This is a genomic window from Acinetobacter sp. CIP 64.2, from assembly GCF_000369645.1.
Lineage (GTDB): Bacteria > Pseudomonadota > Gammaproteobacteria > Pseudomonadales > Moraxellaceae > Acinetobacter.
Genome location: NZ_KB850122.1, coordinates 1194617 through 1214156, shown reverse-complemented (window position 1 = coordinate 1214156; position 19540 = coordinate 1194617). Strand labels below are relative to the sequence as shown.

21 protein-coding genes are annotated in these 19540 nt (G+C 43.0%); 7 read left to right on the top strand and 14 right to left on the bottom strand.

What is annotated here, in order from left to right:
- The first annotated feature begins 27 nt into the window (after positions 1–27).
- The 4 genes from F895_RS05345 (at position 28) to F895_RS05360 (ending at position 2815) form a co-directional block, all read left to right on the top strand.
- A complete protein-coding gene (locus F895_RS05345) occupies positions 28–291 on the top strand; it encodes a PAAR domain-containing protein (RefSeq protein WP_004654745.1) in 264 nt (87 codons plus the stop codon).
- 439 nt (positions 292–730) lie between these two features.
- Complete coding sequence (modA, locus tag F895_RS05350; RefSeq protein ID WP_005242889.1) at positions 731–1501, top strand: molybdate ABC transporter substrate-binding protein; 771 nt, start codon at positions 731–733, stop codon at positions 1499–1501.
- Positions 1502–1505: 4 nt separating this feature from the next.
- Positions 1506–2201: a molybdate ABC transporter permease subunit gene (gene modB / locus F895_RS05355; protein WP_005242888.1), complete on the top strand. Its 696-nt coding sequence runs from the start codon at positions 1506–1508 to the stop codon at positions 2199–2201.
- Positions 2198–2815: an ATP-binding cassette domain-containing protein gene (locus F895_RS05360; RefSeq protein WP_005242886.1), complete on the top strand. Its 618-nt coding sequence runs from the start codon at positions 2198–2200 to the stop codon at positions 2813–2815. Before modB ends, F895_RS05360 begins: the two co-directional genes overlap by 4 nt.
- Here F895_RS05360 and F895_RS05365 read toward each other — a convergent pair.
- The gene (locus F895_RS05365; protein ID WP_005242884.1) at positions 2810–3076 is read right to left on the bottom strand and encodes a metal/formaldehyde-sensitive transcriptional repressor; all 267 of its coding nucleotides are present in this window, start codon (positions 3074–3076) and stop codon (positions 2810–2812) included. The two genes, F895_RS05360 and F895_RS05365, sit on opposite strands and share 6 nt — an antisense overlap.
- Positions 3077–3131: 55 nt before the next feature.
- On the opposite strand from F895_RS05365, the gene dmeF reads away from it, so the two are divergent.
- On the top strand, positions 3132–4067 hold the full coding sequence (gene dmeF, locus F895_RS05370; protein WP_005242883.1) for a CDF family Co(II)/Ni(II) efflux transporter DmeF: 936 nt from the start codon (positions 3132–3134) through the stop codon (positions 4065–4067).
- 158 nt (positions 4068–4225) lie between these two features.
- Here dmeF and F895_RS05375 read toward each other — a convergent pair whose 3' ends face one another.
- From F895_RS05375 to F895_RS05415, 9 genes are all read right to left on the bottom strand, one after another.
- Positions 4226–4510 (bottom strand): gamma-butyrobetaine hydroxylase-like domain-containing protein, encoded by a 285-nt coding sequence (locus F895_RS05375; protein WP_005242881.1) that lies wholly within the window; start codon positions 4508–4510, stop codon positions 4226–4228.
- Positions 4500–5492, bottom strand: a complete 993-nt coding sequence (locus F895_RS05380; RefSeq protein WP_005242879.1) for a HEAT repeat domain-containing protein — start codon at positions 5490–5492, stop codon at positions 4500–4502. The genes F895_RS05375 and F895_RS05380 overlap by 11 nt, the downstream gene beginning before the upstream one ends.
- Positions 5493–5504: 12 nt before the next feature.
- Complete coding sequence (locus F895_RS05385; protein ID WP_005242876.1) at positions 5505–6326, bottom strand: ABC transporter ATP-binding protein; 822 nt, start codon at positions 6324–6326, stop codon at positions 5505–5507.
- 1 nt (position 6327) lies between these two features.
- Positions 6328–7170, bottom strand: a complete 843-nt coding sequence (locus F895_RS05390; RefSeq protein WP_005242874.1) for an ABC transporter permease — start codon at positions 7168–7170, stop codon at positions 6328–6330.
- Positions 7171–7288: 118 nt separating this feature from the next.
- Positions 7289–8698 (bottom strand): ABC transporter substrate-binding protein, encoded by a 1410-nt coding sequence (locus tag F895_RS05395; RefSeq protein WP_005242872.1) that lies wholly within the window; start codon positions 8696–8698, stop codon positions 7289–7291.
- A 10-nt stretch (positions 8699–8708) separates the two neighbouring features.
- Positions 8709–8954: a 4Fe-4S dicluster domain-containing protein gene (locus F895_RS05400; RefSeq protein WP_005242870.1), complete on the bottom strand. Its 246-nt coding sequence runs from the start codon at positions 8952–8954 to the stop codon at positions 8709–8711.
- 10 nt (positions 8955–8964) lie between these two features.
- The gene (locus tag F895_RS05405; RefSeq protein ID WP_005242868.1) at positions 8965–10704 is read right to left on the bottom strand and encodes a fumarate reductase/succinate dehydrogenase flavoprotein subunit; all 1740 of its coding nucleotides are present in this window, start codon (positions 10702–10704) and stop codon (positions 8965–8967) included.
- 44 nt (positions 10705–10748) lie between these two features.
- Positions 10749–11501 (bottom strand): GntR family transcriptional regulator, encoded by a 753-nt coding sequence (locus tag F895_RS05410; RefSeq protein ID WP_005242864.1) that lies wholly within the window; start codon positions 11499–11501, stop codon positions 10749–10751.
- 252 nt (positions 11502–11753) lie between these two features.
- On the bottom strand, positions 11754–12698 hold the full coding sequence (locus tag F895_RS05415; protein WP_005242862.1) for a LysR family transcriptional regulator: 945 nt from the start codon (positions 12696–12698) through the stop codon (positions 11754–11756).
- Between the two features lie 93 nt (positions 12699–12791).
- Here F895_RS05415 and F895_RS05420 point away from each other — a divergent pair, with 93 nt between their 5' ends.
- Complete coding sequence (locus F895_RS05420) at positions 12792–13433, top strand: LysE family translocator (protein WP_005242860.1); 642 nt, start codon at positions 12792–12794, stop codon at positions 13431–13433.
- Positions 13434–13478: 45 nt separating this feature from the next.
- On the opposite strand, the gene F895_RS05425 is transcribed toward F895_RS05420, so the two are convergent.
- The 4 genes from F895_RS05425 to F895_RS05440 form a co-directional block, all read right to left on the bottom strand.
- Positions 13479–15431 carry a family 2A encapsulin nanocompartment cargo protein cysteine desulfurase gene (locus F895_RS05425; RefSeq protein WP_005242857.1) on the bottom strand — a complete coding sequence of 651 codons (1953 nt, stop codon included), beginning with the start codon at positions 15429–15431 and terminating at the stop codon, positions 13479–13481.
- Positions 15406–16338: a family 2A encapsulin nanocompartment shell protein gene (locus tag F895_RS05430; protein ID WP_004654714.1), complete on the bottom strand. Its 933-nt coding sequence runs from the start codon at positions 16336–16338 to the stop codon at positions 15406–15408. Before F895_RS05430 ends, F895_RS05425 begins: the two co-directional genes overlap by 26 nt.
- Before the next feature lie 235 nt (positions 16339–16573).
- Positions 16574–17512, bottom strand: coding sequence for a serine O-acetyltransferase EpsC (gene epsC, locus F895_RS05435; protein WP_005242854.1), 939 nt, complete (start codon positions 17510–17512; stop codon positions 16574–16576).
- A gap of 62 nt (positions 17513–17574) precedes the next feature.
- On the bottom strand, positions 17575–18084 hold the full coding sequence (locus F895_RS05440; RefSeq protein ID WP_005242852.1) for a rhodanese-like domain-containing protein: 510 nt from the start codon (positions 18082–18084) through the stop codon (positions 17575–17577).
- A 406-nt stretch (positions 18085–18490) separates the two neighbouring features.
- Between F895_RS05440 and tauA the strand changes: the two genes are divergently transcribed.
- The gene (gene tauA / locus F895_RS05445; protein WP_171057855.1) at positions 18491–19531 is read left to right on the top strand and encodes a taurine ABC transporter substrate-binding protein; all 1041 of its coding nucleotides are present in this window, start codon (positions 18491–18493) and stop codon (positions 19529–19531) included.
- Positions 19532–19540 lie beyond the last annotated feature (9 nt).

Here is a 19540-nt window from a genome sequence, read left to right as displayed (position 1 = left end):
AAAAATCTAAATGCGAGGGATGTGATTATGGCAACACCTTATATTGTTGTCGGTTGTCCAACCACAGGTGGTGGGCAGGTGATTAGCGGCAACAGTAGTTTTCTTATCGAAGGGATTCCGATTGCCTGTGTGGGTGATAAGGCAACCTGTCCCAAGCATAAAACTGTAGCAACAATTGTGGCAGGCGACCCGAATATGCAAGTCATGGGCAAAGCCGCGGCCAGAGTCAATGACCCATTGTCTTGCGGTTGTAAACTATTGCCGAAACAGAATTTAGCTGTTAGAGGGTAAGGCATGATTTAAGCTTCAAATCTAGTAAAAGCTTGAAAATCATTTGGCACACCTTTTGCTCAAACAGAAATAGGGTAGCGATCTAGGTTATCTTTAGAAATAGACGAAGGCGTCTATTCAGCATCATTCAGTTGGTGTTTGGATAGGTGCCTTTTTATTTTGGAAAGCAAAATACGGCTAATCACTATATTTTTCGGTAAATAACGATTGAGTGAATGTTTGATCTATCGCTTATATCGGAATTTATATGGAGATGCACTAAATTAGCGAGAAACTGATTTTTTGCAGCAAATAATGATCTTGATGTCAATTGTTAGATCATTGTGTTTCATAAACAGATGAATGAATAAGAAGAACAAGACTAGCGAATTGTTATTTTTCGTGTATCTTTATTAAGCGATATATTTTTAAAAACATATCGAAATTTGAGGACGATATAATGCCAACAATGATGAAAAAAACATACCTATACACTGTCGTTTTCGGGGCGAGTTTATTGATTCAGACACATGCCTTTGCTGCAGATGCTGTGACTGTTTATGCAGCAGCAAGTCTGACCAATGCAGTGAATGAACTTGATAGAATCTATGAGCAAAAAAATAAAACCGAGGTCAAAACCTCATATGCAGGTTCTTCAACTTTAGCCAAGCAAATTGAAGCAGGGGCACCAGCAGATGTATTTATGTCTGCTGATGTGCAATGGATGGATTATTTACAGAATAAACAGCGGGTTGCAGCAGCGGATCGGATTAATTTATTAGGCAATCGTTTAGTTGTGATCACGCCTAAAGATCACCCGATTAAGTTGAAAATGGATAAGAATTTTGACCCGACCAAGGTCATTCAAGGCAAGCTCTGTACAGGGGATACCAAAAGTGTACCGGTTGGAAAATATGCCAAACAGGCTTTGACATCATTGGGTTGGTGGGACAAAGTTGCCCCAAAGTTGGTTGAAACCGAAGATGTACGTGCAGCTCTCAACTTTGTTGCCCGTGGTGAGTGTCAGGTCGGAATCGTCTATGCAACTGATGCAGCAATCAGTAAAGATGTGGTGGTGGCAGGCATCTTCCCTGAAAATACTCATCCACCGATTATTTATCCAGTGGGTTTAACCAAAAAGAATGCGGAATCGGTTAAATTCTATAAATTTCTACAAAGCGGACAGGCCAAAACGATATTTAAAAAATATGGGTTTAGTGTGTTGCAGTAACTGAATGATGATCTTGAGCCCTGAAGAAATCGAAGTATTGAAGCTGTCATGCAAAGTGGCGGCAGCGTGTTTGGTGTTTAGCTTAATTCCTGCAACTTTAGTGGCTTGGGTATTGGCCCGTAAAGAATTTTGGGGTAAATCGCTGTTTGAGACCTTGGTATTCTTGCCTTTGGTTTTGCCACCTGTTGTGCCGGGCTATTTGTTACTGCAATTGTTTGGTAATCGGGGATTGCTGGGGCAGTATCTTGCGCCGCTGGGTTTAGAGTTTGCCTTTAACTGGAAAGGGGCTGTATTGGCTTCGGCAGTGATGGGCTTTCCCTTGTTGGTACAATCGATTCGACTGGCAATTGAACTGGTGGATCAACGCTTGGAGTTTGCTGCGAAAACCTTAGGGGCATCCTCTCTTGGGGCATTTATGCAAGTGACATTGCCACTGGCTAGTAGTGGGATTTTGGTCGGTGCTATTCTATGTTTTTGCCGAAGTTTAGGTGAGTTTGGCGCAACCATTACTTTTGTTGGCAATATTGCTGGTGAAACCCGCACTTTACCGCTGGCAATGTATAGTTTAATGCAGCAACCTGATACCGAAGCGGCGGTGTGGCGATTGATTATGCTGTCTTTATCGGTAGCGTTCTTTGCCTTATGGTTTGCGCAGTGGTTCAATCGTTACCAGAGAAACAAGCGTGGGTATTCAGCATGATTGATTGTTATATACAGCTACAACAAGGACAATTCTCTTTGGATCAACGCTTTCAGTCGGATCATTCTGTGATTGGGTTATTTGGGGCTTCAGGTTCGGGAAAAACCACCATATTGCACAGTATTGCAGGTTTAATCCGACCACAATCGGGATGGATCAAAATCCAGAACCAGACATGGTTTGATCACGCTCAAAAAATTAATTTAATTACACAACAGCGTCGGGTAGGGCTTGTCTTTCAGGATGCCCAATTGTTTCCGCATAAAAACGTCAAACAGAATTTAGTGTTTGGTTTTAAGCATATTGCGCCACAACAACGTCAGTTCGAAGTGGACTATATTGTTGAGTTACTCAAATTGGGGCATTTGCTGGAACGTATGCCGATTAAGCTGTCTGGGGGAGAAAAACAGCGAGTGGCTTTGGGACGAGCATTATTATACTCGCCACAATTACTGCTTTTAGATGAGCCGCTATCTGCACTGGATACCGCGCATAAAGCTGAGATCATTCCTTTTTTTCAACGCGTTAAACAGGAAATCAAGATCCCAATGTTGTATGTGAGTCATGATCATTCCGAGCTAGAACAACTGAGTAACACCATTTGGTATTTATAGATAGCGTTGTAATAAGGTGAAAAATTTTTCGACTTCCTCCTCTTCGACGTGATCAGCCCCTTTTAATACATGCTCTTTTAGGTGTTGTTCAATCAACTGATTCATTAAGCCATTCACTGCACCTTTGACTGCTGCAACCTGCTGTAAAACCTCTATGCAAGAACTCTCAGGATTTGTGATTGATTTCTCGACTGCTGCGAACTGTCCTTGAATCCGCTTAAGACGATTTAAAATTTTCTTATCTTGATGGAGGTGAGACATACTTTTTTTCCTAAAAAATATATACTAGGGGGAGTATATTGGAAGACTAAAATAAATGCAGCATAGTAACCTAGAACGACGTCATTCTCATCAGTTTGATCAAGGAAATCCCTTGGCTCAAAAAAGAATTTTAATTGCCACCATTTTGACCGCTGTGATGATGGTCTTGGAAATTCTGGGTGGCTGGTTTTTTAATTCGATGGCTTTACTTGCCGATGGCTGGCATATGAGCTCGCATATGCTGGCCTTGGGACTGGCTTATTTTGCCTATCGTATGACGCGACATTATGCGCAGGATCAACGCTTTAGTTTTGGTACATGGAAAATTGAAATTCTGGCGGGATATAGCAGTGCGATTTTATTGATGGTGGTCGCGCTGTTGATGGGGATTCAGTCACTCGAGCGCTTATTCAATCCAGTCACCATTCATTTTAATGAGGCGATTCCAATTGCGATTATTGGTCTGATGGTCAATCTGATTTGTGCTTGGCTATTACATGAAGGTGGTGATCACCATCACCATTCGCATAGCCAGCATCATGAAGCACATCATCATGCTCATGACCATCATGATTTAAATCAAAAAGCTGCATTTCTGCATGTGGTTGCCGATGCGGTAACCTCTGTTCTGGCCATTATTGCCTTATTTGCGGCCAAATACTTCGGCTGGAATTTCCTCGATGCTTTGCTTGGAACTGTGGGTGCATTGCTGGTGGCGAAATGGTCTTGGAGGCTAATGCAGGAAACCGGTAAAACCTTACTGGATGCCGAAATGGGTCATCCTGTGGTTGAGAAAATACGTGAGGTGATTGCCGGGTTTTCACAGGTTGACATTACCGATCTGCATGTGTGGAAAGTGGGGACAGGCAAGTTCTCGTGTATTGTTGGTCTGGAAACGACATTGACCGATCTTAATCCTGATCAGGTCAAAGCCGCGCTGGCGATTCATGAGGAAATTGTGCATGCCTCAGTCGAAATTCATCATATTTAACTTAGAACGTCATCGAGTGGCATTTTGATCTACTCGATGAACTTTATATTTTGATTGCAATAAAATAGGGAAGATCACAATTTAGATGATCTATTCTATTTGCCTCATAATTCAAAATGATTAGTTTTAATAATAGAGCTTATCATTTTGAATATTCTTTATTGACTCAGTTCTTTTAAAAAAGTCCAAGGGAAAATCCCTTGTTCATGCCCATCATCAAAGCAGATTTGAATCCCATAACCTTGAGAATAGATTGCTGTAATAGAGACATGATCTGTCTTTGGGATTTGCTTTTGGCGCAGACGATTAGAACGACAAAATCCACAAGGACAACTGGCTCTGAGCTGTGCGTGACTAAAATTCTTCTCTGTACCATCTGCCCAAGAGAGAAAAAGGCGTTGCTGTTCGATATCGACTCTAAGCTGATACGGTTCAACTGACATATTGTTTCTCCTTGATCAAAGCGAGTCCAATCCGAATCGATTTACGCACTTCTGGGTCAGGATCTTCGGCATGCTGTAATAAAATATGCTGAGCGGATTCCCCACCAATTTCTCCCAAGGCAATCGCAACTTCTTTACGGAGGTTACTGATGTCATGCTGGAAATTTTCTTGGAGTTTGGCGATTGCCGCTTTGGATTTGAGTAAACCCAAACTGCGTGCAACTGCAATGCGAACTTGCCAATAAGGGTCATCTAGTTGTTGCAAAAGTGGTTGTTCTAATTCAAGGACTTTTAATTTTCCAATGGTCAAAGCAGCTTCGACCCTGAGTTGCCATGCCTCGGCTGTGAGCGAACTGTGTAAAGCTGATAAAATTTCAGGTGTTGAAACTTGAGTTGCCGCCAAGCCACCTGTGGCGGTACGGCGGATTTCAGTATCAACATCATGCTGTGCGATATGTGCTAAGGTTGCTAAGCCTTCCTGTTTCTGCAACCAACACAATGTACTGACTGCTTCTTTACGGACCAAGGCATTGCGATGCTGAACATGCTCTAGGATAGCTTCAAATAAGTGTTCAGCCCGTAACTCCCTAATTGCTCTCAAAATCGAAGCAATCACAAAGTCATCGTGATGCAGCAAATAAGTTGCCAGATGATCAGCAGATTTGACATGTTTAATTTCACTTAAGCTTTGCGCTGCTGCAATACGTACATTTTCATGTGGATCGTTCAAGGCTTGGGCCAAAGTATGTAAAGATGTTGTATCCTCCCAACCCTCTAAACGGGTGGCGGCCAACTCACGTACCTTGCTGGCAGGATCATGTAACACAGCATGCTGTAACCAGTTTAATAATTCGGTTTGTTCCTCATCGGCAATATTCATAATTGCGACAAAGCGGATATTTTCATCGTGCTGATTCAATTGAAGGAGATAATCCGCATAATCCTCATCAATATCCGTCAGGACTGGGTAATTTAGACTCATCTTTTATTGTTCCTAAATAGCGACTTTCTGATTTAAACCGAGTGGATTTAACCGGCTGAGTTCAGCTTGAGTGGCCTGTTTTAATACTTGAATGCAATGTTTTTTAATTTGGGTAAACTCGCTTGAAGTGACCAAATCAACATGACGTGGACGTGCAAAATCCAGTTTGATTTCTTCAATGATACGTCCCGGACGATGGCTCATGATCAAGACCCGATCTGCCAGAAATAAAGCTTCATCAATATCGTGGGTAATGAACAGCACCGAGGTTTGAATGCTTTGCCAGATTTCAAGCAATAGTTCCTGCATCTTTAAACGGGTTTGCGCATCCAATGCACCAAAGGGTTCGTCCATGAGCAATACTCGAGGCTGATTAATCAGTACGCGTGCAATTTCAACCCGTTGTTGCATACCACCAGACAGTTCGGCAGGATACTTATGTTCAAAGCCTTTTAAGCCGACCAGTTCAATCATTTGCACTGCTTGTTCTCGTCTTTTGGCCTTGGAAATCCCTTTCATTTTTAAGCCAAAGCACACATTCTCTAGCACACTTTTCCAAGGAAAGAGCGTGTGCTGCTGAAATACTAAACCACGATCGGAAGAGGGTTTTTCAATAGTTTTTTGATCCAGTAACATGGTGCCCGAGCTAATCGGCAAATGGCCTGCCAGTGCGCCAAGCAATGTTGATTTACCACAACCCGAAGGACCCAGCAAACAGACAAATTCACCTGCCTGAACGTCAAAAGAGACATGATCCAGTGCCTGAAAGCGTTGTTTATCCTGACCCAGATGCAGATTGATATTGTTTAAATGAATATGACCGTAGTGATGCATGTTATGCCTTCCTTAACTGATACCAAGGGGTAAGTTTTTTACCGAGATAGCGCAGAAAAGCACTGCTGAACATCCCTAAGGCACCGATCAAGAGCATGCCGACAATAATGTTGGCATAGTTTTGTAAAGTAAAAGACTCCCATGTGAAATAGCCAATACCGAGCTGACCGGAAATCATTTCAGCTGTGACCAGACAGAACCAGCAAGTTCCCATACCAATAGCAAGACCAGTGGTGATACTAGGTAAAGATCCAGGAATAATCACTTCTCGCAAAATGGCAAACTGACCTGCGCCTAGACTTTTTGCGGATGCAATGAGGCGTTGATCAACGGCCTCAACGCCGTGAATGGTATTGAGCAAGATTGGAAATAACGCACCTAAAAAGGTAATAAAAATCATCGAGGCTTCTGATGATGGAAACATTAAAATTGCTAAAGGAATCCATGCAACGGCCGGAATCGGACGCAAGATTTCTAAGGGTGGCATCAATAGGGCAGCCAAGGTTTTGGAATAACCAATCAATAATCCTAAAATAACCCCAATTACTGATGCGAGTAAGAAGCCAATCAGAACTCGAGTAATACTGGCTTTGACATGTGCAAGCGCGGTATCCAATTCGGCAAAAGCCAGTAGAGACTGAATCACCTCTCGTGGCGAAGGTACATTGGAAAAATTGATTAGCCCTAAATTTAAATGATGCTGTGAAGCCGGTTGCCAAAATACCAGACTGAACACCAGTGACATAGTACTCAAGCTGTATGAAATCACTCGGCTTTTTGAGAATCTCAGCACAGGGCGGATTGCCTTAGACTGAATCGGTTGGGTATCCGCTAAACTATTCATATTGTTTTCTCCTGAATCTCAAAATCCCCCCTTTAAAAGGGGACTTTTCACGAGTCTAAAGACTGACTAAGCTCCGTGAGGCTCCTCCCTTTCTAAAGGGAGGTTGGGAGGGATTTGTTCACTTCACCAACTTTTGGGCATTATTAAAGTCATAGACTTTGCCGCCATGTGTTTTGGCCCAATTGTTGGCATCACCACGCAGTAAGAAGGCACTGATCTGACCGCTTTTATCGGTGGCATACCATGCCAGATTCGCCAGTAATTTGATTCTTAAATGACGGTCTTGGTTATAGACCACACGGATGTTTTTACCGCTTTGCTTTAATTTATTTAAATCTGCAAAGGCCGTTTCAGGTGTAGCATAACTACGCACTTGGGCTTCGCCTTTCACCCAAATTTGTGTAACGCGATCAAAACTTTGAATCGGTTTTTGCGTCAGGGCATCTTTGGCAACGAGAGGGGATTGAGCGTAATTTTTGAGTTGTTGCGCGTAATTCAAGCCCGCACTTTGAAAGGCTTTTTTGATGTATTGATCATCAATGAATTGATTGACATCGATATCAACATCATCACGACCCAGATATTTCAAAGTATCGACTGCGGTTTGAGTGGCTTGTTTGTATTCTGGTTTCCAAGTCAGGTCACGGGTTTGTACGCCGAGAGGTCCATGAAATAAATACACCACTTCGGCTGGGATCCCTGTTTTGGCTGCGATCAGTTCACTGTATTTTTCAGGTTGTTTACGGATCAGTTGATCGGCTTCAATTGTTGCGCGTAAATAGGCCTGAATAATTTCTGGATATTGTTGTGTATAGGATTTGCTGGCTAAAGAACCATGAAAGGTTGGGGTTTTAGCCTGCGCACCGTCATAAATCTTGCGGGCAAAACCTTGGTAGGGAAATAATTCGGCAAAAGGAACGAAGTCAGCATGAGCATCAATCTTATTGCTTTTGAGTGCTGGGCCTGCAACCTCAGGTGCTTGGGCAATAATTTTGACATCCTTTTTTGGGTCCCAACCTTGGGCTGCAACGGCACGCAGTAACAGGCCATGTGCGGTTGAGGCAAAAGGTACAGAAATGGTTTTTCCTTTTAAGTCCTGAATCGAATTCACATCCGAATCCAGTGGAACCACAATACCGTTACCACTACCTGTCGTGCTGCCTGATAGCACACTCAGGAAAATACTTTCTTTGCCTGTCTTTTTAAAAGCGACATTGTTATTAACCGCAGGAAAGTCTGCCATTGCGCCAATATCTAAACGACCTGCCACCATTTCACTGGTCAATGGTGCACCAGAGGTAAAGTTTTTCCAGACAATATCGTATTGGGCATCTTTATATTTACCTGTTTTGGGCAAATATTTAGGCAGTAGATTTAACTCGCGAATCAGCAAGCCGCCAGTAGCACAGTTAATGGTGGTATCTTGGGTACCAATCGCAATCCGAATCTTTTCTGCATGTGCCGAGCTAAAGATCGTTAGCAAACTACTACTCAGAATCAGGCTTTTGGCGAAATGGTTGAGTCTCATGTTGTTCCCCTCATTTAAGTAAATATGGAATGTTGACCTGAATGGCATCGGTCGGGCAGTCTTTTTCGCATGGCATGCAATACCAACATTCATCAAACTGCATGTAGGCTTTGTTGCTGATTGGATGAATCGCCAATAAGTCCATCGGGCAAACATCAACACAGACGGTACAACCCTTGTCCGCAATACATTTGTCTTCATCCACCAATACGGGGGCGGCAGTACGATGGGGAATTTCTTTAAAAATAAAAGCCATGTGATGTTCCTTATTTGACTGTTTCAGCCACTAATTTTTTATTAATCCGCAATCGGTTGTAGGAGTTGGCCTCATCTTGCTCAATCGGGATCAGATAGGGCTCTACCATTTTTTTAAAGCAGACCATATTGCCGTGCTGATCTTTTTTCAGATGGACATGACAGAACCAGTCCTGATCGTTTTTTTCAGGGCAATCTGCACGGTAGTGATAGAGTCCCCAACGGCTTTCTTCACGGAAGAGCGAGGCACGTGCGGCCATTTCGGCGCAGTCCCGAATCACAGCCACTTCGGCGGCACGCATCAATTCGTGTGGGTGACTGGCATTGATCTGCTCAATATCGGCTTTGATTTCCTCAAAGCGTTTCAGCGCAATCTCAATTTTCTGTCGGGTTTTGGGCGGCTGGAGGTAGTCATTGACCATACGGCGTAACTTGTATTCCACTTGCTCGGATGACAATCCTTCTGGACGTTGCAAAGGGGCAAAAATACGAGCTTTTTCAGCTTCGATTTCATCGGCATTCAGTTCTGAATCAGCTTGTTCAATGACATATTCAGCGGCATTGACCCCAGCGAACCAGCCATAGGTAAAGGCACCGAGCATGTAGTTATGTGGAACGGCTGCCATATCACCCGCGCTATACAGGCCTTTGACCGAGGTTTCTGCTTTTTCATTGACCCACACCCCGGAAGCACTGTGACCGCTACAGAAACCGATTTCTGAAATCTGCATTTCTACCATATCTTGGCGATAATCGGTGCCACGTCCTTCATGGAAACGTCCACGACTTGGGCGTTCATTGGTATGTAAAATCTCTTCAATAGTTTGAATGGTCTCTTCGGCCAAATGATCCATTTTCAGGAATACTGGGCCATTGCCACTTTGCAGTTCTTGATAGAACTCCCACATCATTTGGCCTGACCAGTAGTCACATTCAATAAAACGTTCGCCTTTGCTGTTGGCGGTATAACCCCCTAAAGGACCAGTCACATAGGCACAGGCAGGGCCGTTATAATCTTTAATAAGCGGATTGATCTGGAAGCATTCCAGATTGGAGAGTTCAGCTCCGGCATGGTAAGCCATGGCATAGCCATCACCTGCATTGGTCGGGTTTTCATAGGTGCCCATCAAATAGCCAGATGCAGGCAAGCCCAAACGTCCTGCTGCACCGCAACATAAAATCGCAGCCTTGGTTTTGATCACATAGAAATCACCATTGCGACAGTCAAAGCCGAGTACGCCGTTGATCGCTCCCTCAGCATTTTTCAGCAGGCGAGTAGTGACGATGCGGTTATTGATTTTGACTTGCGCACGTTTCAGTTGGCGATACAGGACTTTTTTAATGTCATGACCTTCAGGCATCGGCAGCACATAAGCGCCCATGTGATGGACTTTTTTGACGGCATATTCACCTGTTTGATCTTTTTCAAATTTCACACCCCACTGATCCAGTTGCTGAATGGTGGTGAAACTGTGTTTGGCGTAGGCATAGACTGTAGCTTGATTGACAATGCCATCATTGGCAATAGTAATTTCCTTAGTGTATTGCTCAGGCGTGGCATAGCCAGGAATAATGGCATTATTCAGGCCATCCATGCCCATTGAAATTGCACCACTGCGTTTCACATTGGCTTTTTCAATCAGTAAAACTTTCAGGTTGGGGTTGGCTGTTTTGGCTTTGATGGCTGCCATTGGGCCAGCCGTCCCCCCACCAATGACGACAATGTCATAGTCCAGTGTAATCGTATTCATGTTTTGCCTTTTTGAGTGCGTTTTAATTCACACGGTTAGTGACCTTAGGTATTTCTTTTTCGATCGACTCTTAAACGGTATTGGAAGGTCTCTCCTGAGAAGTAGAGATATTCGAAGTCAATTGGGTGGCCAGCATGATCATGGGTCAGTCGTTCCACTCTTAACAGAGGGGCATTGATATCGACTTGCAGCAGTTCACTGAGTTCTTCATCGGCAAGGGTGGCATCAATGTTTAGATCGGCATGTCCCAAGGCAATGGATAAATCTTCTTCAATCGCTAAAAACACATCGCGCGTGGAGAGGTTGATCTCCTGCAAAGCTAGTCCAATCGCTTCGGGTAAATAAGTCAGTTCAAATGAAACCGGTTTACGGTTGAGCAGGCGAATCCGTTTGATTTCCACCACGGTGCTGTTCAGCGAAAGTTTTAATTTCGATGCAATTTGTGGTGTAGCGGGAATGAAGCGAAATTCTTTGACCACGTTAAACACCTCATGTCCCATATTGGTCATGGCTTCTGCAAAGCCTTGTAACTGGGAAATGTTCTGAAAGGCTTTCGGTGCGCTCACAAAAGTGCCTTTGCCCTGAATCTTGTAAACCAAGTGTTCGAGCTGAAGTTGATTGAGTGCCTGACGAATGGTGATACGGCTGACGTTAAATAATTCACTCAGTTCTTTTTCAGATGGTAACTGCTGATGAATCTGATAAGTTCCATCAACAATCTGCTGCAGCAGGGCCTGATAGACTTGATCATACAACGGGCGTTCGCCACTCAGTTTATTTACAATCGGTTGGTTCATTGAATTTAAACTTGTTATAACAACTTGGTTGTTAGATTAGCGATTATGCAAAATGAAGAAAAATAACTTATGCAGCAAAAAATATCTGTTTTTGTGCATTGTCTATTGAGAGAGATAAAAATAAAGATGCTTTTTATTGTTTTATGAATGGATCTTTTTGTTTTTTATATTTATAAAAATTAATATCTTAAAATATATTAATTTTTATGTTGTTTGCTATTAGCGTTAAATTTATAAATGAAATTGATCGTTTTAGCTTGGGGTGTTTTGCTGAAACAAGACTGGTTCTGCGGCTAATTTTTCCGCCAGATATTGAATGAAGACACTTAATTTAGGTGGAACATGACGAGTAGGTGGATAGAGCAACCATGCGCCACCACTGTAGTGGGTTTTAAAATGCCAATCAGGTAAGACCTGAACCAGTGTGCCTTGTTCTAAGGCATGGCGTGCCACGAAGTAAGGCAAACTGGCAATGCCTAAGTGTTGTAAAGCAGCACTGAGACGCACGCCGGTATGATTGGCTGCATAACGACCACGGACTGGCACCGTAATCGATTTCTGTTCTTGCTGGAATTTCCACTTCGAATCATTGGGCTGTTCACCCAAATAAATACATTGGTGCTGCTTTAAATCATGAGGATGTTGTGGTATCCCATTCTTGTGTAAATATTCAGGCGTGGCACAAATCAAATGATCAATATCAATCAGTTTTCGTCCCATTAAGCCACCCGGTGGCTGTTCGGTAATACGAATCGCCAGATCGACACCATCATCAATCAAGTCAATATAGCGGTCTTCCAATAGCAATTGAATATCAATTTTAGGATAGAGTGCCAGGAATTCAGGCAAATGTGGGTGCAGCATAAAATGCCCAACGGCTTTGGGCACACTGATCCGAATAATGCCCTGTGGTTCAATATGAAACTGACCTGAGCTTTCCATTACTGCCTGTGCCGCATTGACCATGTCGACACAGCGTTCGTACACCTGTTGACCACTTTCACTTAAACGCAGTTTACGTGTGGTGCGGTGCAATAAGCGTGTGCCTAAAGCGCGTTCTAAACGGGCAATGGCACGGCTCACGGCAGACGGAGTGGAACCGAGCTGACGCGCCGTTTCAGAAAAGCTTTCCGTTTCGACAACTTTGACAAAAGTAGCCATTTCATTTAACAGAACCAGACTTTGATTTGTGCTCATGAGGCAAAAGTTATTTGGATTTTTATTGGATTATCGCGTTTGGAAAATCGAAATACAATCATTTTCTATTGTCATGGTGTGGAGATAAATGAAATGTGGGAGTTATATGGGCATGAATTCTTAGCCTTGGCATTGATCCATTTTATGGCTGTTGTATTACCGGGGCCTGATTTTATTATTACGGTTCGACAGAGTGTTCGTTATGGTTATTTAATTGGCTGTATCACTGCAATCGGCATTGGTGTCGGCATTTCGGTGCATGTGTTTTATACCTTGGTCGGGGTTGGCGTGCTGATCCAGCAAAGTGTCTGGTTAATGTCGTTATTACGTGTTGCAGGCGCGGCTTATTTGATTTATTTGGGCTGGCAATGTTTACGTAGTCAACCGAATGCCAATCTGGATATTTTGGCAGGGGAAGCGCTGGGCAAACCGAGCTTGATCCAAGCCTTTAATATGGGTTTTTTAACCAATGCGCTGAATCCTAAAGCGACGGTTTTCTTTTTGGCGATTTTTACCACGATTGTTAGCCCAACCACACCGTTAAAGGTTCAAATTGGTTATGGCATCTGGATGTGTCTGGTGAATGCGTCATGGTTTATTTTGGTAAGTATCATGTTTGCACAACCGGTTGTACGGAAACGCTTTTTGGAGTTTGGGGTGTACTTTGAACGGGTAATGGGGGTTATTCTGAGTGCAGTTGCATTACGATTGATTTGGAGTGTGGCCTTTGCCTGAATAGAAAAAGACTGCACTGAGGCAGTCTTTTTTATTGGAGAGGGGTTAAGCACTGCGTTTGTTTCTGCTCAGTTGATGTAAGACTGACACCAGCAAATCAATTTCTTCCGTGGTGTTGTAAAACGCCAAAGATGGGCGCACCGTTTGTTCCACACCAAAACGACGCAAGATCGGCTGAGCACAATGGTGTCCTGAACGCACTGCAATGCCATGTTGATTCAGTGCCTTACCCACTTGCTCGGTTGAATAACCTGCAAGGGTAAAGGACATGACACTGGCTTTGTTTTTCGCCGTGCCAATCGGTCTCAAACCTGCAACGCTGCTTAATGCATGCTGGCCATATTCCAGCAAGTCATGTTCATAACGGGCAATATTATGAATGCCGAGGCGTTCCACATATTCCAGTGCAGCGCCTAAACCAACTGCATCGGCAATATTGCCTGTACCTGCTTCAAACTTGTTGGGTGCAGGTTGATAAACAACTTGCTCGAAGCTGACGTCCTGAATCATATTGCCGCCACCTTCCCACACAGGCATGGTCTCCAGAATTTCAGGTTTGGCATAGACTGCACCAATACCTGTTGGCCCAAAGACTTTATGTCCTGAGAATACAAAAAAATCCGCATCAATTGCCTGCACATCGGTTGGCATATGCGAAACCGATTGAGCACCATCAACCAAGACCCGCACCCCTTTGGCATGCGCGATTTTGATCACCTCAGCCACAGGGGTGACCGTACCTAAGGCGTTGGAGACTTGGGTAATCGAGATCAGTTTGGTTCGCTCATTGATCAATTTTGGCAGTTCTTCCAAAATGATTTGGCCAGTATCATCCACTGGAATGACACGGAGTTTGGCACCGACTTTTTTGGTGAGTTGGAACCAGGGTACAATGTTGGCGTGATGCTCAAGATGCGACACAATGATCTCATCACCTTCAGCAATATTCTGCTCACCCCACGTCTTGGCTATCAGATTAATCCCTTCGGTGGTGCCACGAACAAAAATGATCTCTTTGGATGATTTTGCCCCAATAAAACGGGCCACGACATTACGTGCATGTTCATAAGCATCGGTCGCACGCGCTGCCAGTTCATGTGCTGCACGATGAATATTGGAATTTTCATGCTGATAAAAATAGGCAATACGATCAATCACGCTTTGTGGCTTCTGCGTCGTTGCTGCATTATCAAACCAGACCAGAGGACGGCCATTGACGCGTTCTTGCAAGATTGGAAAAACACGACGAATGGCCTGAATATCCAAGGGCTGAGCGGCATTGGCAACAAACTGCGGCTGTGAGGCTTGGTAATTGCCGTAATCTGTATTGCTCTGAGGTAGATCTAGAAAGTAGAAACCTGAGGACGCAGTACTTTGGGGTTGGGCTGAACGTGGCTGGTCTTGCTGCAATAAACTTTTTAGCGCATCGCCGTGTGGTAATTGAAATGATTGTGCTGTTGCAAAACTGGCAGCATCAAATTCAGAATTTGATGTGCTGGGTGCTGCAAAATCATTTAAAAAATAAAATGGTGATGCCTCGCTTGCCGATGGGCGAGAAGGTTCAACCAAAGGCACATTCGGTGAGCTATGAATAGCTTGTGGAAAATTTGGTTCAATTGGTGGACGAGGCAAGTTCGCCCCACCGACTACTGGCGCAGATGCAATCGCACGACGTTCAGGATAATCGGGATAGTTTGGGATATGCTCGGGATATTCAGGGTTCAAACTTTTTTCATAAGCAATATTGGGCGCACGACCACTTAACGCTGCTAAAGGTTCAGCAGGCTGAGGTTGATGTGGCGGTGTACCGACATTGGGCAAGTCCAAATTCAAACCAGAAGGGTGACCACTGCCTGAGCTTGGCAGTGCAGCAAAAAATTCAGAGGCGAGTCTTGAAAGTGTTGCTTCATCTGGGAAGTTGGACGGTGGGCTAACACCGACCACTTCAGAACCCGTTGGACTACCTTGCAAATTATTTGTAGTTAACTGGGTAGTCATGATATTTGTCCACCTCCACATCTTCGAGCACAGCCAAAGCATCCTCAGTCAATACTGCCAATGAACAGTATAGTGAGATCAGATAAGACGCAATTGCATTGCGATTGATGCCCATAAAGCGTACGGAAAGCCCTGGGGACTGCTCGCCAGCCAAGCCCGGCTGGAACAAGCCCACAACACCTTGGCGTTTTTCACCTACACGGAGTAACAGGATTTTGGTTTTACCATCTTCCACTGGAATTTTATTGGATGGAATCAGTGGGACACCACGCCATGTGATGAACTGTGAACCAAATAAACTGACAGTTGGTGGCGGTACACCACGACGGGTACATTCACGGCCAAATGCAGCAATCGCATCTGGATGTGCAAGGAAGAAACCTGGTTCTTTCCAGACCTTACGCAATAAATCATCAAAGTCATCTGGCGTTGGGGGGCCATTTAAAGTTGAGATACGCTGTTCATCTGCGACACTGGCCAATAAACCATATTCAGGATTATTGATCAGCTCGCTTTCTTGGCGTTCTTTAATGGTTTCAATGGTTAAACGTAATTGTTCTTTAATTTGATCGTGTGGGCTGCTGTAAAGATCGGCAACACGGGTATGAATATCCAAAACGGTAGAAACACCATTTAAGAAATATTCCCGCGGTTGCGCATCATAATCAACAAAAGTTTGGGGCAATGTAGCCTCATCACGTTGTGTGCATGCAACTTGGATGTCATCGGTATTGCTGACACGGTTAACGCGATAAATACCTGCTTCAACAGGAATCCATTGCAATAAATGCGTGAGCCAACGCGGGGTAATGGTCGAAAGTTGTGGAACGGTCTTGGTGGCATTGGCAAGCTGTCTAGCGGCATGATCCCCAAGTGCAAGTTGGACTTTATCAGTGGTTTTTGCCATGAATCAATTTTCCTGTTGTCTTTGGCTTTGTTAATAAAATTGGTTTTATTGCAATAATGTTTAATGATTTATTCAACTAGACTAGTGACTATTTAGTATTTTTAAAAATATTATTATGAGATAAATAATCATAAATTATTTACTTATTACTCATAAGAATATATTTATAAAAAATAAATATAAGTGTTGAATATACGTTTGTTTATTCTGAAAAATATTTAAATAACTCATTAATTTAAACTTTACTATTATGTAATGACTCACTTGGCGACTGTAAAATCTGGCTGCCTGCTGCAACACTATGTGTCAGCCAAACGTTACCGCCAATAATGGAGCCCTTACCAATGGTGATGCAGCCTAAAATGGTTGCACCTGCATAAATCACCACATGGTCTTCAACAATTGGGTGACGGGCATAATCTTTTTTCAGAGCCCCATCTTCATTCAGCTCGAAGCGTTTTGCGCCGAGCGTAACGGCCTGATAGATGCGCACATACTCGCCAATCACTGAGGTTTCACCAATCACTACACCTGTGCCATGATCGATAAAGAAGCCTTTTCCAATTTGGGCGCCTGGATGAATATCAATCCCTGTGGCCGAATGCGCCAATTCAGAAATAATGCGTGAGAGCAGTGGAACACTGTGATAGAGCTGATGCGCTACACGATGATGAATAATTGCTAAAATCCCTGGATAGCAAAGCAGGACTTCATCAACACTATGCGCTGCGGGATCACCTTCATAAGCAGCACAGACATCAGCATCCAATAAGCGACGGATGTTAGGTAAGGTATTGGCAAAATCTTGTACGATGGTATGTGCCAAAGCAACTTGCTGTTCGTACAGCAGACGCTCATTACTTGAAACAGGGATGGGTTTAACCCGACTTTTGGCTTCGTAATTTAAAGCCAACTTGACCTGCGCAAACAGTTCATTCAAGACACGGTCAAGGGTATAGGCAATATAATAATCTTCTGTTTCTTGGCGTAGATCGCTCGGCCCAAGTCGCATTGGAAATAAGATCCCACACAAATCATCTAAAATTGACTTCAGCGCATCCTTAGATGGCAGTTCACGTCCACCAAACTCTTTGATGCGATGTTGACGTTCTCTCCATTCATGTCGTGCTTGTTGTAGGCCTTCCACGACAGGCTGTATTTTCCATTGGCTCACGCGAGTTCCTTGCAAAACGAGATATTAAATAAATCGTAAAATAATTGCTTAAAAAAGCAGCTTTAATCTTGTAACCAAGGTAACTGATGCGTACGCCAGCCATTGCTTTGATTACGTTGTTGTTGCTCGTTTAAATCACCTTCAAAACCTTCCAGCACATTATAAACTTGGGCAAAACCCGCACTAAAAGCTGCTGCCGCTGCTAAGGCTGAGCGTTTTCCACTACGGCAGAGTAATAAAATGGTTTGATCTTTACCGACTTTGCTATCTAGTTCTTTCAGAAAACGTGGATTGCGGTTAAATGATGTTCCAGTAGCCCAGGCTACATGGATACTTTCTGGAACATAACCCACAAATTTACGTTCTTCATTGGTACGGACATCCACTAAAACAGCATGGCCTTGTTGAACAAGAAACCAGGCTTCAGCAGGAGGAATGCTGCCTGTAAAATCAAGCTCATTTTCTTCTGCATAATGTTGCGCACGCTGCAGTATATGTTGTGGATCGTTTGAAGAACCGTGAGAACTAAAGTTGGATTCCACAGCTTGAGTAGAATCAAATTGAGCATTCATTTTTATAACCTCTATATACATCAACGTGATGTTTTTTTTATCTTAGGACTGTTTCGATATTCAGGTAAATAAGCAAAATTTATTTATATATCTATTTTTGATAAATAATAGGTTTTTATTAACTTGTTGGGAATATAGTTTAAAACTGAATTTTAAAGTGAATGTGCTTATTTAATTTAAATATAGAATTATCAGGATTAAATATTTTACTTTTCAATTAAAATAAAGGATAAATATTTAAAAGAGTGATTTGGAAAATTAAATGCAAGAACAGTAAAAATATCAAAATTGATGATAAAAGCAGCATAAATTGTCTAAGCCTTATTCTTATCTCATAAAAGAATAAGCAACTCACTTTTTCTTATTTTTAATCATAAAGCAAGCCGAATACCATAAGCCTATATTGTTGAAAGATCATTTAATTATGGGCATCAAGAACGCTAAGCCGCTAATTGTTACAGCGATCGTCCTTGTGACGATTGTTGCTTTTATTGTCTATCAAAATCAAAAAGATGCTGCACCAGTTCAGTCTAAAAATAACAAGGCAGTGGTGATTGCCTATCAAACGGGTGTGGATCCAACCAAAGTGGCACAAGCCAATGGTGATTATGAACGTGATAGTAATCAAGCAATTCAATGGCGTAAGTTTGATGCAGGATCAGATGTGGTCAATGCACTTGCTTCTGGTGATGTCGTGATTGGTAATATCGGTTCTAGTCCATTGGCAGCCGCAGCTAGCCGTGATTTACCGATAGAAGTATTTTTGGTGACTGCAAAATTAGGCGGCTCCGAAGCTTTAGTTGTGAGTAATAAATCTGGGATTCAGACGCCTCAAGATTTAATTGGCAAAACTATTGCCGTTCCCTTTGTTTCAACGACACATTACAGCCTGTTATCAGCACTCAAGCATTGGAATATTGCAGATAATCAAGTCAAGATCATTAACTTACGCCCACCTGAAATTACAGCAGCTTGGGAGCGTGGTGATATTGATGCAACTTATGTTTGGGAACCTGCATTGAGTAAAGTTAAAGCCAGTGGTCATGTCTTAACAGACTCAAAACAAGTCGGCGAGTGGGGTGCACCAACTTATGATTTATGGGTAGTGCGTAAAGATTTCGCTGAAAAAAATCCAGAATTCTTAAAAGCCTTTGTACAAACCAGCTTAAAGCAGATTGAAAGCTATAACCAAGATCCGAAAGCATTTGAGCAAAATGCGGAGAATATCCAGAAAATTGCTCAGTTGACGGGGTCGGACAGCAAAGATATTCCATTGCTTCTTTCAGGAAATCTGTACCTCGATCGTCAGCAACAGCAAGCGACTTTATCGGGTGAATTTGCCAAGAATATTTTCGATACCGCAACTTTTTTAAAGAGCCAAGGTAAAGTCGATCAAGTCAAACCTGATTATCAAAATAATGTGACCACCAATTTCATACAGCCATAGGAGATCTAA

Coding starts and splice junctions, on each gene's coding strand:
- F895_RS05440 (WP_005242852.1), bottom strand. CDS start 18,084: ATGAATGCTCAATTTGATTCTACTCAAGCTGTGGAATCCAACTTTAGT.
- F895_RS05410 (WP_005242864.1), bottom strand. CDS start 11,501: ATGAACCAACCGATTGTAAATAAACTGAGTGGCGAACGCCCGTTGTAT.
- F895_RS05375 (WP_005242881.1), bottom strand. CDS start 4,510: ATGTCAGTTGAACCGTATCAGCTTAGAGTCGATATCGAACAGCAACGC.
- F895_RS05390 (WP_005242874.1), bottom strand. CDS start 7,170: ATGAATAGTTTAGCGGATACCCAACCGATTCAGTCTAAGGCAATCCGC.
- modA (WP_005242889.1), top strand. CDS start 731: ATGCCAACAATGATGAAAAAAACATACCTATACACTGTCGTTTTCGGG.
- F895_RS05360 (WP_005242886.1), top strand. CDS start 2,198: ATGATTGATTGTTATATACAGCTACAACAAGGACAATTCTCTTTGGAT.
- dmeF (WP_005242883.1), top strand. CDS start 3,132: ATGCAGCATAGTAACCTAGAACGACGTCATTCTCATCAGTTTGATCAA.
- F895_RS05420 (WP_005242860.1), top strand. CDS start 12,792: ATGTGGGAGTTATATGGGCATGAATTCTTAGCCTTGGCATTGATCCAT.
- F895_RS05400 (WP_005242870.1), bottom strand. CDS start 8,954: ATGGCTTTTATTTTTAAAGAAATTCCCCATCGTACTGCCGCCCCCGTA.
- F895_RS05385 (WP_005242876.1), bottom strand. CDS start 6,326: ATGCATCACTACGGTCATATTCATTTAAACAATATCAATCTGCATCTG.
- F895_RS05425 (WP_005242857.1), bottom strand. CDS start 15,431: ATGACTACCCAGTTAACTACAAATAATTTGCAAGGTAGTCCAACGGGT.
- F895_RS05395 (WP_005242872.1), bottom strand. CDS start 8,698: ATGAGACTCAACCATTTCGCCAAAAGCCTGATTCTGAGTAGTAGTTTG.
- F895_RS05405 (WP_005242868.1), bottom strand. CDS start 10,704: ATGAATACGATTACACTGGACTATGACATTGTCGTCATTGGTGGGGGG.
- F895_RS05380 (WP_005242879.1), bottom strand. CDS start 5,492: ATGAGTCTAAATTACCCAGTCCTGACGGATATTGATGAGGATTATGCG.
- F895_RS05365 (WP_005242884.1), bottom strand. CDS start 3,076: ATGTCTCACCTCCATCAAGATAAGAAAATTTTAAATCGTCTTAAGCGG.
- modB (WP_005242888.1), top strand. CDS start 1,506: ATGATGATCTTGAGCCCTGAAGAAATCGAAGTATTGAAGCTGTCATGC.
- F895_RS05415 (WP_005242862.1), bottom strand. CDS start 12,698: ATGAGCACAAATCAAAGTCTGGTTCTGTTAAATGAAATGGCTACTTTT.
- F895_RS05430 (WP_004654714.1), bottom strand. CDS start 16,338: ATGGCAAAAACCACTGATAAAGTCCAACTTGCACTTGGGGATCATGCC.
- F895_RS05345 (WP_004654745.1), top strand. CDS start 28: ATGGCAACACCTTATATTGTTGTCGGTTGTCCAACCACAGGTGGTGGG.